Source organism: Bradyrhizobium sp. UFLA06-06 (genome assembly GCF_054820065.1).
Genome location: NZ_JADFUD010000002.1, coordinates 56,936 through 72,159, shown reverse-complemented (window position 1 = coordinate 72,159; position 15,224 = coordinate 56,936). Strand labels below are relative to the sequence as shown.

General features: G+C 66.7%; 14 protein-coding genes. 5 read left to right on the top strand and 9 right to left on the bottom strand.

Features of this window, described 5'->3' with window-relative positions; all coding sequences use genetic code 11:
• The first annotated feature begins 2 nt into the window (after positions 1-2).
• Positions 3-1,268, top strand: a complete 1,266-nt coding sequence (locus IF803_RS02175) for a serine hydrolase domain-containing protein (RefSeq protein WP_304499877.1) — start codon at positions 3-5, stop codon at positions 1,266-1,268.
• 125 nt (positions 1,269-1,393) lie between these two features.
• Here IF803_RS02175 and IF803_RS02170 read toward each other — a convergent pair whose 3' ends face one another.
• The 5 genes from IF803_RS02170 to IF803_RS02150 all read right to left on the bottom strand — a co-directional run bounded on the left by IF803_RS02170 (position 1,394) and on the right by IF803_RS02150 (position 6,967).
• Positions 1,394-1,891 (bottom strand): peptide deformylase, encoded by a 498-nt coding sequence (locus IF803_RS02170; RefSeq protein WP_461191112.1) that lies wholly within the window; start codon positions 1,889-1,891, stop codon positions 1,394-1,396.
• Positions 1,892-1,961: 70 nt separating this feature from the next.
• On the bottom strand, positions 1,962-2,834 hold the full coding sequence (locus IF803_RS02165) for a bifunctional helix-turn-helix transcriptional regulator/GNAT family N-acetyltransferase (RefSeq protein ID WP_461191111.1): 873 nt from the start codon (positions 2,832-2,834) through the stop codon (positions 1,962-1,964).
• Between the two features lie 157 nt (positions 2,835-2,991).
• Positions 2,992-3,459 carry a carboxymuconolactone decarboxylase family protein gene (locus IF803_RS02160; protein WP_304499880.1) on the bottom strand — a complete coding sequence of 156 codons (468 nt, stop codon included), beginning with the start codon at positions 3,457-3,459 and terminating at the stop codon, positions 2,992-2,994.
• Positions 3,460-3,700: 241 nt separating this feature from the next.
• Entirely contained in the window at positions 3,701-5,797 is a 2,097-nt protein-coding gene (locus IF803_RS02155) for a hypothetical protein (RefSeq protein ID WP_461191110.1), read from the bottom strand.
• Positions 5,798-6,025: 228 nt separating this feature from the next.
• Positions 6,026-6,967 (bottom strand): LysR family transcriptional regulator, encoded by a 942-nt coding sequence (locus IF803_RS02150; protein WP_051448180.1) that lies wholly within the window; start codon positions 6,965-6,967, stop codon positions 6,026-6,028.
• A gap of 69 nt (positions 6,968-7,036) precedes the next feature.
• Between IF803_RS02150 and IF803_RS02145 the strand changes: the two genes are divergently transcribed.
• Positions 7,037-8,287: an MFS transporter gene (locus tag IF803_RS02145; protein WP_028344713.1), complete on the top strand. Its 1,251-nt coding sequence runs from the start codon at positions 7,037-7,039 to the stop codon at positions 8,285-8,287.
• Positions 8,288-8,319: 32 nt separating this feature from the next.
• Here the strand turns inward: IF803_RS02145 and IF803_RS02140 are convergent, their stop codons facing one another.
• Entirely contained in the window at positions 8,320-9,180 is an 861-nt protein-coding gene (locus tag IF803_RS02140) for a DMT family transporter (protein ID WP_461191109.1), read from the bottom strand.
• Positions 9,177-9,683: a MarR family winged helix-turn-helix transcriptional regulator gene (locus IF803_RS02135; RefSeq protein WP_411781864.1), complete on the bottom strand. Its 507-nt coding sequence runs from the start codon at positions 9,681-9,683 to the stop codon at positions 9,177-9,179. The genes IF803_RS02140 and IF803_RS02135 overlap by 4 nt, the downstream gene beginning before the upstream one ends.
• 217 nt (positions 9,684-9,900) lie before the next feature.
• Here IF803_RS02135 and IF803_RS02130 point away from each other — a divergent pair, with 217 nt between their 5' ends.
• On the top strand, positions 9,901-10,698 hold the full coding sequence (locus tag IF803_RS02130) for a DUF899 domain-containing protein (protein ID WP_461191108.1): 798 nt from the start codon (positions 9,901-9,903) through the stop codon (positions 10,696-10,698).
• A gap of 33 nt (positions 10,699-10,731) precedes the next feature.
• On the opposite strand, the gene IF803_RS02125 is transcribed toward IF803_RS02130, so the two are convergent.
• Positions 10,732-11,634, bottom strand: coding sequence for a LysR family transcriptional regulator (locus IF803_RS02125; protein ID WP_461191107.1), 903 nt, complete (start codon positions 11,632-11,634; stop codon positions 10,732-10,734).
• A 103-nt stretch (positions 11,635-11,737) separates the two neighbouring features.
• Here IF803_RS02125 and IF803_RS02120 point away from each other — a divergent pair, with 103 nt between their 5' ends.
• Positions 11,738-12,520, top strand: a complete 783-nt coding sequence (locus IF803_RS02120; RefSeq protein ID WP_461191106.1) for a GNAT family N-acetyltransferase — start codon at positions 11,738-11,740, stop codon at positions 12,518-12,520.
• A complete protein-coding gene (locus IF803_RS02115) occupies positions 12,517-13,707 on the top strand; it encodes an MFS transporter (RefSeq protein WP_461191105.1) in 1,191 nt (396 codons plus the stop codon). The genes IF803_RS02120 and IF803_RS02115 overlap by 4 nt, the downstream gene beginning before the upstream one ends.
• A gap of 20 nt (positions 13,708-13,727) precedes the next feature.
• Here the strand turns inward: IF803_RS02115 and IF803_RS02110 are convergent, their stop codons facing one another.
• Positions 13,728-15,167, bottom strand: a complete 1,440-nt coding sequence (locus IF803_RS02110; protein WP_461191104.1) for an MFS transporter — start codon at positions 15,165-15,167, stop codon at positions 13,728-13,730.
• Positions 15,168-15,224 lie beyond the last annotated feature (57 nt).

Genomic DNA, 15,224 nt, shown 5'->3' with positions numbered 1-15,224 from the left:
TGATGTCCGTCGCAGCCGCCGCCGCCAATCAACAGCAAAATCTCACCGCCGCCGAATCCGATCCGCAAACGCTTGGCTGGATGCAGGGCTTTCCGCCGCCGCAGGACAGGACCATCACCTTCCAGAACGGCTCGTTCCGCAGCTTCCCCGAATTGCGCTGGGCCTGGAGCAACATCCGCCAGCTGGTGCCGACCGTGAATGTCTGGCGCGGGGCAGGGCCGGCGTCGGTGCTGCCGCGCGAAGACCATGATATCGGCGCGTCGGCATCGGTGACGATGGACGGCCGCCCGATGACCTTCGCGCGCATGCTCGAGGAGACCTATGCCGACGGCATCGCCGTGCTGCACCGGGGCAAGCTGATCTACGAGCGCTATTTCGGCGCGTTGAAGCCGCACAAGCCGCACATCGCGATGTCGGTGACCAAATCGTTCACCGGCACGCTCGCCGGCATCCTGATCGCCGAGGGCAAGATCGATCCGCAGGCGCCGATCACCGATTACGTGCCGGAGTTGAGGGCAAGCGCATTCGGCGATGCCCGCGTGCACGAGGCGATGGATATGACCACCGGCCTCAAATACACCGAGGTCTATACCGACAAGAATTCCGACGTGTGGGGGCTGCGACGGGCCAACGGCATGGCGCCGATCGAGCCGGGCTATGAGGGCGCGACCAATATCTTTGATTTCCTCTGCGCGCAGCAGAAGCAGGGCGAGCACGGCAAGGCATTCGCCTACAAGACCGTCAACACCGACGTGCTGGCCTGGATCTGCCGCCGTGCCAGCAGCATGACGCTGTCGGACCTGCTCTCCGAGCGGATATGGGCCCCGATGGGCGCCGAGGAGGATGCGCATTATCACGTCGATCGCATCGGCACCGAAAGCGGCGGCGGCGGATTGTCGACGACGCTGCGCGATCTTGCCCGGTTCGGCGAGACGATCCGCAACCACGGCCGCTTCAACGGCCGCCAGATCGTACCGTCTCAAGTGGTCGAGGATATCGCGCGCGGCGGCGATCCCGAGAAATTCAAGCCGGCCGGCTACACCACGCTGCCAGGGGCGTCCTACCGCAATCAATGGTGGGTGACGCACAATGCGCACGGCGCCTTCATGGCGCGCGGTGTTTATGGCCAGGGCCTCTATATCGATCCGAAGGCCGACATGGTGATCGCGCGCTACGCCTCGCACCCGGCCGCCGGGAATGCCGCGAACGATCCCGTGACGCTGCCGGCCTACATGGCGCTGGCCAAGGATCTGATGGCGGGAGGGTAGGACGAAGGCAGGTTGGTTCGCTCGCGCAAGACGCGTAGCCCGGATGAGCGCAGCGATATCCGGGGCTTTTCCGTCTGCTGATCGCGGCTTTGTCCCGCATGTCGCTTCGCTCATGCGGGCTACGATCACGTCCGCGAGATTTTGTCGTATCGCTTGATCAGGCGCTCCCGCTTCAGGCGGGACAGCCGCCTGATCCAGAACACGCCGTCGAGCTGATCGATCTCGTGCTGATGGCACACCGCGCGCAGGCCATCGGATTCCTCCGTCTGCATGTTGCCGTCGAGATCCTGATAGCGGATGCGGACGCGGGCGTGGCGCTCGACCTCGTCATTGACCCCGGGCATCGAGACGCTGCCCTCCTTGTGCAGGATCATCTCCGGCGAGGTCCGGATGATCTCCGGATTGACATAGGTCAGGGGCCCCTCGCGGGCATCGAGCTCGAGCACCACGACGCGCAGGGACACGCCGATATGCGGCGCGGTGATGCCGATGCCCGGCGCCGCGCGCATGGTCTCGAGCAGGTCCTGCGCCAGTTCGCGCAGCGCCTCGTCGAACATGGTCACCGGCTCGGCCGGCAATGCAAGGCACGGATCGGGATAGCGCACGATGGGGCGAATGGTCATGCCCGTGTCTTAGGCCAGCGCATCGCGCCGGACAACATGCTGATGCCAGGCACCGCGCGCGGCGCGCCGTTCAGAGATGCTTTTCGAAGAACAGATCGGGGTAGGGGTCGTCATTGAAGCGCGGGATCTCGGTCCAGCCCGTCCTGCGATAGAGCTGGCCGGCTTCCGGCAGCGCGCTGTTGGTGTCGAGCCGCAACACCGCGATGCCGAGCTCGCGTGCGGCCTGCTCGGCGGCGTCCATCAGGCGGCGGCCAAGGCCGAGGCCGCGCGCGCCAGGTGCGACCCAGAGCCGCTTGATCTCCGCGAACTCGCCGCTGCTGCCCTTCAGCCCGACGCAGCCGATCGGCAGCCCGTCCGACATCGCCACGATGAAGCTGCCGCGCGGGCGCACCATGTCCTTGGCCTCGGGGTCGCGCGACAGCCTGACGTCAAAGCCTCTCTCGAAGCGCCGCGCGAGCTCGGCGTAATATTCGCCCAGGCAGTAGCGCGCCTCGTCGCTGCGCGGATCCATCTCATCGAGGGCGGTGCCGTCGCGGCCAAGCGCCGAGGCGATCAGGTCCATCGCCGCCAGCAGCGCCTCGCGTTGGCTGTGGTGGGCGAGAAAGTCCTTGGCCTGCCGGTTGGAGATCGCCTCATAGGCGCTGAACTCGCGCTTACCCGCCGCCGTCAGCCGTGCGATGCGGCGGCGCGCATCGTCGCTATGCGCCGTGGTCTCGATCAGTTCCTCGTCCTCGAGGCTGCGCAGCAGGCGGCTCATCAGGCCGGAATCGAGGCCGAGATAATCCCTGATCTCGCCGACATCGGCGCGGCCATGCCCGATCGCGTTCAGCACGCGCGCCGCGCCGAGCGGCCGGCCGCGCCCGAGGAACGAGGTGTCGAGCGCGCCGACGGCGGAGGTCACGGCACGGTTGAAGCGGCGGACGCGGGAAACGGGGTCGAGCATATATCTGACTTTAGTCAGATATCGTCGCCACGTCAATTGGCCGGCGATCCGGACCGAATGAAGCCTTAGCGCCTAAGTGCTGCGATAGCCTACGCGCATTAGCCTGGGACGCAGCGGAACGAAGTCGCCGCTGCGTCGTCTCGTGTCGTTTCGGCGGTCACGCCGCGGCCATCTTGGCCTTGATCACTTGCGGATCGACGAAGCCGCCAAAGCCGACCGCGATCCGGTTCCAGCCGTTGATGATGTTGATCAGCAAGGTCACCTTAACCTGCTCCTCCGGCGTGAAATGCGCCTTCAGCGTCTCGTAGGCCGCGACATGGGTATGCTGCTCGCAGATCCGCGTCAGGGCTTCGGTCCAGCCGAGCGCGGCGCGCTCGCGGTCGGTGTAGCAGGGCGCTTCGCGCCAGGCCGACAGCAGGTAGATGCGCTGCTCGGTCTCACCCTCATCGCGGGCGAACGTCGTGTGCAAATTGATGCAATTGGCGCAGCCGTTGATCTCTGACGCGCGGATCTTCACGAGCTCGGCGAGCTTCGGCTCGAGGGTGGAGGTGATCGCAAGTGACGCGTCGAACCAGATCTTCATGATCTTGGGGGCGGCGGCGAGCGGATCAAGTCTGACAGTCATGGTCGGTTTCCCTGGTTTGGTTGACGACATCATGACGAACGAGGAACGGCGAATGTGACATGCCGGCGCGATATTTTTATCTGCCGCGGCAGCGGCGGCTCTTACAGGAAGCCGGCGATCGGGCGGATGGTCTCGTCGGCCAGCGTTTTGACCGCCTTGGCCGGAAGGCCGGCAGGCACGCGCGGTCATCCTGCGCACTGTTGCGATTGGAATGACGCGATGATCGCGATCATCAGCGGCGCTACTGGGGCGCGAGATCGCTCGCCGCTTGCCGGAGTTCTTGCAGCAGCTCTGTTTCCCATTGCGAAGGATCCGTCAGGAACCGCGCGAGATTGTCGAAACAATAATATCCGAACTCCGACTTCGATCGGGCGGCGGACGTCGCGGCTGCACGCGCCAGCAATCGCGCGGCATACTGCTGCGCCGTCATCAGGCTCGCCGCGTGCTCGGCCATCTTCGCCATGCGCCAGAGACCCGAGTGGTCGATGGCATTGCCGAGATCGCCGAAATAGAACCCTTCCGCGAGCTCCAGGCGAGCGCTCGCGCTGCCAGCGTTCTCCAGCATTAACGGGGCGATCTTCTCGAAGAAGAAGTTCTCGTGATCGGTATCGACCAGTCCGTAGTAGCGTAGTAGGACGTCGTTGCTCGACTTGTCGAGACGCGCGAGACACCACGCGGCGTAGCCGAACAGTGCGGTCGGAATCTCGTCTCCGTAGGGGTCGTACCAGGCGTTGGTGTGCGGTCCGATGTGCGTGCATGCCGCGTCGATCAGCCTTCGGATCGCAGGCGCGGCGCCGGGGCAATGCCTGGTGACATGGGTGAAGAACTTCTTCTCGTTGAGCCACTTGCCGTCGCAACGGAACACCGCCTGCAGGTGGTTGTCGTGCGGCCGCTCGTTGATATCGGGACCGATCTGCGCCGTCAGCGCATCGATGGCCGCGATACAGTCGGGCTCGCTCATCGAGGCGAGATCGACGGTGTAGGTGCTGAACCGCTTGGCGAGCGTCTCGGCCTTCTTGGCCAGCGCGGCATCCTTGTCCTCTTCTTGCGACTCGGGTGCAGCGGGCCTGAAATGATCCTCCGTTACGGGCACGACCCGGACGCGGTGTGTCGGATTGTGCGGCGCGCCGGAGACTGTCACCATCCCCTCCGCGAACCGCATATCGAGGCGCCGGTCGGGCAGGGGTGTCGCCTTCGACCAGCCGCGGGCGCGCGCCAGCCAAGGACGGTCGTCCATCCCGAACCGCTCCAGCATGATCTTGGGCGAAACCGTCCCGTCCACACCGACGCAGGCGACGAACTCATGCCGCTTCAACCAGAAAGCCTGACTATCGGGTTGCCAGCCGATCACGTCGCGCTCGGAGAGTTCGAAGTCGCGGAGATTGCTGCTGACATTGGCGTAGTGGCTGTTCAGATCCGGCCACAGATCGGGGTGCGATTTCGCGTTGATCTCGTTGGTCGTCAGCGTGGCCTCGCGATCGAGCAACCGCGACACCTTGCGGTAGATCTCGCCGCGTCGTGGCGGCAATCCCTGGTTCCGCCTGTCGAGGTCGAGCTGGGTCGTGTCGGGCAACCCTTCGGCCTGCATCCACATCGGCGCGACGGAGTGCAGCCGCCGCAGCGGAAAGGCCTGCCAGATCTCGACGGCAAAGCTGAAATACTCCCGCTGCGCCGCGGTGTCTCTGCTGAGCAATCGCGAGAGAATGGAAGCCTCCTCGGTGATCATGGGAAGCCGGGAATTGTCTCCGCGCAGCCAATAGCGGCCGCACGGGCTCGAGCGGATCAGAAACGACCTCGCCCGCGATCCCTCGCAGCTCGACACCTCGTGATGGCCCGTCTGCGGATCGATGCGCAGCAGCAGTGCAACGATTCCGTTGTCGTGCCGGAACGCCGAAACCAGGATTCGGCCATCCTGGTCCAGAACCGGCGGGCACAGCGAGTTGCCGCTCGGCATGCCCTGAACCGAGCGGATGCTCGCCCTGCGCTCGAGGTCGATGACATGCAGGTCGGTCGTGTGCACGGCGTGATAAAGCAGCAGATAGACGAACCGGCCATCCTTGCTCTCGAGAAATCCGTAGCTCAGATAGTCGTCGCGCGCGTCCTTTCCGTCGTGTCCGCGCGCCCAGGGCGTTTGCAGCCGATCGACGAGTTGGCGACGCGCGAGATCATGGAAGACGAATCCCGCGTCGGTGTTGAAGAACCACGCGATGCCGTCCGGCAGCAGCCCGGCATTCCGCGCGGGCCGCTTGCCGAGGGCAGGACGCATGATCCAGTCATCCTGGCCGTCGACCTGGATTGCGAAGTACTCGGTGTTGCCGATTTTGCGGATGGAATTCACGATCGGGTAACCCTGCGAAGCCGCCCCGTGTCCCGAGGTGCTTCATTATGCGCGAGCCGGACAACATCCGATTAATGCGACCGGGAAACATGAGGTTGACCGGCCGGCGACCGCCGGCGCGGACAACTTGCCGCATGCCTCTTGCTGTACGCTGACGAGCCGGTCAGGCGCGCGCCAGCACCAGCACTCAGATATCGTCGCGGCGTCAATTGGCCGGCGCGATCGCGGTCATGGCTTGCCGATCGGCTCGAACACCGTATCGGGCAATTGCTGCCTGATGAAGTCGACGAAGGCGCGCTGCGCCAGCGACCGGTACCGGTTGCTCGGCCAGGCGATCCACACGCTGCCGCGCGACACCATGTAGTCGGTCAGCACGGCAACCAGATCGCCGCGCGCGATACAGGAACGCGCAAGGATCACCGGCAGTTGTCCGATCCCGATGCCTGAGCGGATCGCTGCGAGCACGCCATCGGAGTTGTTGAAGGTCACGGAGTCCGTCGCCATTGCGCCGGCGAACTCGCCGCAGAAGCTCCACGGGTAGATCTGGCCCGTCGTCGGTACGCGGAAGCTGACACCGCGATGGACCGCCAGATCGTTCGGCGTCTCGGGCTGCGGCATCCGCCGGAAATAATCCGGCGTGCCGCAGATCACGAAATGCTGCGGTCCGATCCGGCTCGCGATCAGCGACGAATCGGTAAGCTCGCCGGTTCGTAGGGCGACATCGATGGCTTCACCGACCATGTCGACGAGGCGGTCCTCGAGTTGGACATCGAGCGCGACGTCGGGAAAGCGCCGCGCGAATTCGGCGAGCCGCGGGACCAGCAACTGGCCGATGTTGTGCGGCAACGAGACCTTGAGCCGTCCGCGCGGCGCGCCCCCTTGCTCTGCGAGCACCTGTTCGGCCTCGTCGAGCTCGGCCAGGATGTTGCGGGCGCGCCGGAAGAATTCGGCGCCGGGGCCGGTCAGCGTCACCTTGCGCGTGGTGCGGTTGAGCAGGCGCACGCCAAGCCGCGCTTCGAGACGGCCGACGGCCTTGCCGACGGCGGAGCCGGAGAGGCCGAGAATCCGGCCCGCGGCGGCAAATCCGCCTTGCTCGGCGGCGTGAACGAACGCCGCGACGCCGGCCAGGGTCTCGTAATTGCGGAAATTTTGTCCGTTCTGAAGTGCCATGGCGGCGCATTCTAATGCTAGAAGCGTCAATGTCTATTCCGCGGCTCCTTGTTCACTTCGAGCCGAGCCATGCAGCAATACCTCCATCATCCATCCGTCGACCGCACTCCACCGACCAGCCTCAGGCGCGCCGTGCTCCTGCCGGGACTGGTTGCGATGTTCGGCTTGGCCAGTCTCGGTGCGCCGCTCGCGGTGCTGCCGGTGCGCGTCGATGCCGATCTCGGCTTCGGTCCGCTCGTTGCCGGCGCCGTGCTGGCTGCCGAGGGTCTCGCGACCTTGTTGACGCGCCCGCTGGTCGGCCGCTTTGCCGACCGCCGGGGCGCACGCGACGCGACGATGCTCGGGCTTTTCGGCGCGGTTGCCTCGGGTGCGTTCTACCTGCTCGCAGGGCTGCTGCCAGTGTCGGCGTTCGCGGCGCTTGGGCTGATGGTGACAGGCCGCGTCGCGATGGGCATCGGCCAGGGCTTCTTGTTTTCGGGCGGCACCGCCTGGGCGGTGATCCTTGCTGGACCGGCGCATCAGGGCAGGGCGATGTCATGGGTCGGGCTGTTGTTCTTCGCCGGCATTTCGGCCGGTGCGCTGCTAGGAGGGCTTGCGGGAGACATCGCGCATCTCCTCACCGCGCTGTTGCCGCCGCAGCTTGCTCCGGACAGCTTCCTGGTCGCGGCCGCCATCACGATGCTCGTGCCGCTCGGCGGTCTTCCGCTCGTGCTGATCGCGCAACGGAGTGCGCCATCGCCGCATGGTGCGGTGGCCGTGCCGCTGACGGCAATCCTCAGGGCGATCTGGCGGCCGACGCTGGGCTTCGGCCTCGCCGTGATGAGCTACATCGGCACGACCAGCTTTGTCGTACTCGCGTTCCTGCATCGCGGCTGGCACGGAGGCTCGACCGCGCTGTTCGTTTTCCTGGCGGCGTTTGCGCTGGCCCGGCCCGTGTTCAGCGGCGTGTGCGATCGCGCCACGGGTCCGCGTCCGGTCCTGTTTGCGCTCGCGGCGCTGGCCGGCGGCATGCTGATCCTGGGGCTTGCGCCCGACGAGCAGACCGCCATTGCGGGTGCGATCGTCGCGGGCTGCGGCATGTCGATGACGTATCCGCTGCTGGCGCTTCCGGTGGTGCGCGCCGTTCCCGCAACGCAGATTGCGTCCGGCATCGGGCTGTTCGATGCCGCCTACGATGTTGCGACGCTGATCACGCCGCCGCTGGCAGGCTTGATCGCTGCGACCGTCGGCTACGCCGCGATCTTTCTCGTCCTCGCGGGCATCAGCCTGCTCGCGATGATCCCGGCGGCTGCGGCATGGCGCCGTCGGCCAGCCGTTTGAACCCGCAAGCTGCGCGCCGACCGCGGAATATTCTAGGCCCGCGCCAGCACCAGCACGTTGCCGGCAAGGATCGCGGCGGCGCCGGCGAGCACCGGCCAGCCGAGCGCAAGGTGCTCGAACAGCGCCGACAGCACGAGCGCGACGAGCGGCACCAGCGCGAGCGTATAGGCCGCGCGCCCGGGACCGAGCCGGCGCACCAGCTCGAAATAGAGCATGAAGGTGATGCAGGAGGCGGCAATCCCAAGATAGAGGAAGCTCGCCACGTAGGAGAGCGAGATGTCGGCGGCAAACGGCGTGCCGGTCGCGACGGCCCACAGCGCGCTTGCTGCGGCTCCGACGAACGCGCCCCAGCCGAGCACGGAGACGACGGGCAGTCCGGCGCGCTGGTTGCGCGCACCGACCGTTGTCCCGGCGCCGGTTGCGATCGCCGCGGTGAGCGCCCAGGCGAAACCCGCAAGCGGCGTGGCTCCGTGCGCGGCCGCGCCGGGCAGGAAGATGATCGCCAGTCCAAGAATGCCGCACAGCGCGCCCGATACGAAGCCGGAGGAGATCGGCACGCCGAGCGCGGCGCGCGCGATCACGGCCGCGAACAGCGACGATGTCGACAGGACGAGTGCCGCAAGCCCGCTCGGCATCCGTGCCGTCGCCTCATAAAAGGCGATGAAAGCAATGGCGAAGAACAGCAGGCCCTGCAATGCGACCGCCGGTCGATCCCTTCGCGGGATCGTGAGCGGCACGCCGCGCAGCCGGCCGTAGCCGAGCAGGATGACGCCCGCGAGCACCATGCGCAGTGCGACCGACCACGGCGCGGGCGTCACGCCGGCCTGCATCGCCGTTGCCAGCGCGCCGCCGCCCCAGAGCAGCGCGGTCAGCGCGAACAGCAGGGCCGTCATGGCGCGTCGGCGTCATCGCGCAGTGCGCGCCAGCCCTCGGCATCGATCCGCGCGCTTTCTCCCTCAAGCCGGGTGAGGGCGGAATCCAGTGTCGTTCGCTCGCTCTCCGAGAGCCGCGCCAGCAGCCGCGTCTCGATCGCGCTGCCGAGTGCGGCGATCCGGTTGAACGCGGCCCGGCCGCTGCGGGTAATGCTGACGGCGGCGAAGCGCCGGTCGGTCTTGCCGGGCCGCCGCACCGCGAAGCCGAGCTCGACGAGTTGGCCAATGCCGCGGCTGACCGCAAACGGGTCGAGGGCGCAGGCGCGGCCGATCTCGGAGGCGTTGGCGGCGTCGCGCTCGGCGATGACGGCGAGGATACGCCAGCCGGCCTGGCTTAATCCGAACGTCTCGCCGTAGAAACGCTCGAGCGGTCGGGCGACCTGCGCCGCGACCAGGAACAGGCGGTAGGGCAGCCAGGCACTGAGCTTCAGCCCATCGTCGGACGCAGGCGCAGTCTGTTTCATGGGGTGAGAGGCTCGCACAGATAGTTGCAAAGTGCAAGCATATCGCAAAGACAGGTTGCGACCCGGATCGCATGCGTGAAAATCCCGACACACTTGTCACTCCCACTCACCGCTGCCGCGGCGTCAGATTGGGGCATGACCAACGGCGAACGGCGGGCGGCGATGGAACCGCGCTGAGGTCCCGGAGTTCGTCCAAATCGGAGATGGAGAGACCATCATGAATAAATCAGCTGAAAACGATCGCGGCGAACTGGCGGCGATGCAGACACCGCCGGTGGTGTCGCGGGAGGCGTGGGAGGCGGCGCGCCTGGAGATGCTGGTGAAGGAGAAGGCCCAGCTGCGGGCACGCGACGCGCTTGCGGCGGAGCGGCGGCGAATGCCCTGGATGGCGGTCGAGAAGCCGTATGTCTTCGAAGGACCGAACGGCAAGGCGAGCCTGCTCGACCTGTTCGAGGGCCGCCGGCAGCTGATCATCTACCGCGCCTTCTTCGAGCCCGGCGTGTTCGGCTGGCCGGACCACGGCTGCCGCGGCTGTTCGCTCGGCGCCGACCAGGTCAGTCATCTCTCCCATCTGAACCAGCGCGACACCACGCTCGCTTACGCCTCGCGCGCGCCGCAGGCCGACATCGCGCGGCTGAAGGCGCGGATGGAGTGGGACATGCCGTGGTACACGATCACCGACAGTTTTGACGCCGACTTCGGCGTCGCCGAGTGGCACGGCCACAACGTGTTCATCCGCGACGGCGAGCGGATCTTCCGGACCTATTTCGTCAACAGCCGCGGTGACGAAGCGATGGGTACGGTGTGGAGCTATCTCGACATCACGCCGCTCGGCCGCCAGGAACTCTGGGAGGACTCGCCGAAGGGTTATCCGCAAGGCCCGACCTACAAATGGTGGAACTGGCACGACAATTACGACGCCGAGGCCACGCCGAACGCAAAATGGGCGGCGGTGACCGATGCCGGCGAGGCCGCGTTCCGGAAGATCGCGGAGCAGGAGCGCAAGGCGACGTAAGGGGTAGAGCAGGGAGGACGCACGGCGTCCTCCCTAGCGGCCCTCGTTCTTTGCGGCCGAGAGTGCCTTCAGCGCCGACAAGGTCTGCCGCAGCCCGCGATCGAGGCGCTTGTCGCGGCGGATCACCACCGCGAGCCGGCGGTAGAGCTTTGGTGACAGCGATCGGACGATCAGGTCGCGCTGCTTGGTGCTGGCGGGAACGGCCATGCCGGGCAGCACCGCGCAGCCTAGCCCGGCGCGCACCATCTCCTTGATCGCCTCGACGCTGCCGAGCGACATCAACGGTTTCAACGACACGCCGCCGCGCGCCAGCCACTCGTCCGCGGTGCGCCGGGTGTTGCCGCCCGGCTCGAACAGCAGCACCGGCCTGGTCGCCAACACCTCCGGCGTGATCCGCGCCGGCAGTATCATGTCGCGGGGCGCGATCAGCACGAACTCGTCGTTCACGACCGGCGTGATCTCGAAGCTGCGTCCCGACACCGGCAGTGTGACAAGCGCGATGTCGATGGTGTTGTCCTCGACCGCTCTTGCGATCTCTGCGGTGTTGCCGGTCGTGACCGTGATCTCCAGCGAGGGCAGCGCGGCGCGCAGCTCCTTCAGGATCGGCGGCAGCAGGAAGATACAGGCGGTCGCGCCGGTACCGAGCCGCACGCGGCCTGCCGTTCCGGTCGTCTGCTGTACAACGGCGTCGACCGCCGATGCCACCGCCGCATTGATCTGCTGTGCGTGCGAGAGCAGCGCGACGCCAGCGGCCGTCGGTCTCGCCCGTCGTCCGACCCGCTCGATCAAGGTCGCATTGAGGCTGCGCTCGAGCTGGCGCACCTGCAGGCTCACCGCGGGCTGCGTGAGTTGCAGCCGCTCGGCCGCCGCCGAGAAGCTGCCGCAGTCGATCACGACAGCGAAGCTTTCGAGATAATCGAGGTTGAGGTTCTTCATCAAAGTATCTCTTATGCCGCGCATAAGCTGTCAAAGCTTCACTTATATAACGCCGCGGCGCATAGTCCGGCAAGCGACGGCTTCGGCAGACCGGGAGCAGGCATTGTCCGGCCTCAAGTCCATTGGCGGTGTCATCGTCGAGCTGGGGCGCTATCTTGCGGTCTCTTCGCATTCGCGCATCCGCCGCCGGCAGGCGCTGCGTGAGCTCGACGATCGCCTGCTGGCGGATGTCGGACTGTCGCGCAGCGATGTGGAGATGAGCCCGTGGTGCCTGCAGCATGCGCCGACGCGCCGTCGAAGCACAGGGATGATGCCGCAACACGAGGCAAGGATGAGCGACAACGAAGACACCGTGATCCGCGACGCCACAGAGGTCGACATGGCGGAGGTGCAGCGCATCTACGCGCAGCACGTGCTCAACGGGCTGGCGACCTTCGAGGAAGTGCCGCCGACACTCGACGAGATGCTCGGGCGCCGCGCCGCCGTGCTGGCCGCGGGGCTGCCGTATCTCGTGGCCGATATTGACGGACGGGTGGCCGGCTACTCCTACGCGACGGCGTACCGGCCACGGCCGGCCTATCGCAACACCATTGAAGACTCGGTCTACGTGTCGGAAGCCCTGCGTGGCCGCCGCGTCGGCGCGGCGCTGCTGCGGGCGCTGATCGAACGGTCGGAGGCGGGACCCTGGCGGCAAATGATCGCCGTGATCGGCAACAGCGGCAACGCCGGATCGATCGCGCTGCACCGACGCATGGGCTTCGAGATGGTCGGGACGCTGAGGTCGGTGGGCTTCAAGCTCGGGCAATGGGTCGACACCGTGCTGATGCAGCGGCCGCTGGGGCCGGGCGCTGCCACGCTGCCGTCAGACAGGGAAACGGCCCGGTGATCGCACGCCGGGTCGTGATTGCCCTCGGGCTGGCTCAACTGATCTCGTGGGGCGCGACCTACTATCTGATCGGCGGATTCGGCGAGCAGATCGCCGCGGATCTGGGCTGGAGCCGCGACATCGTCTACGGCGGATTTGCCGCGGCGCTGTTGGTGATGGGGGTGACGTCTCCCCTTGCCGGGAGGTGGGTGGACAGAAGCGGTGGCCGGCAGGTCATGGTCGCGGGCGCCGTGATCAATGCGCTCGGCTGCGCCGGTCTCGCGGTCTCGCACCAGATCGGTAGCCATTTCGCATCCTGGATCGTTCTTGGCCTCGGCATGCGGCTGACGCTGTACGATGCCGCCTTCGCTGCGCTGGCCCGGATCGGCGGGCCGGAGGCGCGCCGCGCGATGTCCGGGATCACCTTGCTTGGTGGCTTGGCCGCCACCGTGTTCTGGCCGCTCGGCCATACGCTCTCGGACCATTTCGGCTGGCGCATCGCGGTGCTGGCCTATGCCGGCATTGCGCTATTGACGATCCCGCTGCATCTGCTGATTCCGAACCAGCGATTTGCCGGCGTGCCGGGCTCCGCGGTGGCATCGAGGCAACCGCGCGCGGTGGGGCGGCGGCAGCTTGCAGCGGCGAGCGGGCTCTATGCCGTGATCATGACCGGCGCGAACTTCCTGAACGCCGGCATGTCCGCACACATGATCGCGGTGCTCACCGGCCTCGGACTCACCGTCACCATTGCGGTGTGGATCGCTACGCTGCGGGGGATCGGGCAATCCGCCGCGCGTCTCTGCGAAGTCCTGTTCGGCGGACGGATCGATCCACTCGGGCTCAACCTGATGGCCTGCCTGATCATGCCGCTCTCCTTCATCGCCGGCCTGTTCAGCGGATCAGCGCGGGAGATGGGGATCGCGTTCGCGCTGCTCTACGGCGCCTGCAACGGCATTCTGACCATCACCAAGGGAACGCTGCCGCTCATCCTGTTCGATCATCGCAGCTATGGCACGCTGGTCGGCCGGCTCATTGTCCCGAGCTTCATCCTGCCGGCGGCGGCGCCGCTGATCTATGCAATCGTGATCGACCGGTTCGGCGATGCGAGCGCGCTCTATCTCTCCACCGGTCTCGCCCTGGTGACGCTGCTTGCCGCCATCCTGCTCAGGCTGCTGTTTCCGCCACCGCTCGCGGCCGCGAAGCAATAGCCGTGTCGGCGGTGTCGATCTCAACCCGCTGCCGGCTCGCGCGGCAGCCACAGCGACAGCCAGCCGCCGAGCGCCAGCAGCGCGACATTGCAGCCGAGCGCGATCGTGAAGGCGTGCGCGTAATCGTCGGCCCGCGGATGCGGCCCGAGCAGGCTATAGAAGACACCACCGATCACCGCGACGCCGAGTGCGGCGCCGATCTGGAAGGTCGAGATCATCATCCCCGATGCCAACCCGGCATGGCGCGGATCGATGCTGCCGATCACGGCCTTGATCACCGACGGCATCACGGTGCCGAAGCCGAGCCCGCCGCAGATCAGGCCGAATTCCAGGCTTTGCGGAAGCACGCCGCCGACCGACAGCATCACGACACTGAAGCCGATGACCTGGAGCGCAAAGCCCAGCGTCAGCGTGCGCGGGCCGAGCCATTGCATCACCAGCGACGACACCAGCGAGCTGACGAAGAAACCGGCGGCAAAGGGCAGGGTGGCGAGGCCTGCTTCCAGCGGAGATTGGTGCAGGCCACTTTGCAGGTAGACCGCGAAAGTCAAATAGAACGAGGACAGCATGTAGAAGGCCAGCGCCATCAGCAGCCCGATCACGAAATCGCTGTTGCGCAGCAGATGCAGCGCGACCAGCGGGTCGCCGCCACGGGCTTCGAGCCGCGCCTCGAAGCGGACGAAGCCGGCGAGCATCAGCGGCGAGACCAGCAACATCGCGACGATCCAGACAGGCCAGCCGGATTCCCGGCCCTCGATCAGCGGGTAAACCAGGAGGCCGAGCGTGAGCGACAGCAGGATGACGCCGCCGACGTCGAGCCGCTGCGCGTGCGCGGCGCGCGAGTCGGCGAGGTACAGCAGGCCGCCGACGAAGGCGGCGAGGCCAATCGGCACGTTGATCAGGAAGATGGCCTGCCAGGCCAGTCCGAACGGATGCGCCGACACGAGCACGCCGCCCAGCAGCTGGCCGCAGATATTGGCAAGTCCGAAGGTCGCGCCATAGAAGCCGAGCGCGCGGCCCTGTTCGGCCGCCGGAAACAGCACGCGGATCGAGGCGAGCACCTGCGGGGCCATCACGGTGGCGGTGAGGCCCTGCAGGATCCGTCCGGCGACCAGCATGGCCGGTGACCACGCGATGCCGCACAGCACGGATGCGATCGTGAAGCCAGCGACGCCGGTCAGGAACATCTGCCGCCGCCCCAAGAGGTCGCCGAGCCGGCCGCCGGTGATCAGGAACACGGCGTAGGTCGCGGCATAGGCCGAGATCACGAACTGCACCTCGCTCGAGGTGGCGCCGAGATTGTCGCGAATGGCCGGCAGCGCGAGGTTGACGACATTGAAATCGAGGATCGGCAGGAAGGCGCCGGTGAGCAGCACCGGCAGCGCCAGCCATCGCCGCGGGTCGACCGTCGCCGGCCGCGCGGCGTGCAATTGCAACGTCTCGGTGGTCTCGCTTGTCACTGCCAGCTCCTCTCGGCAATCGCCGGCGCCCTCACGAGGGGTGTCCGTCGGCTGAAC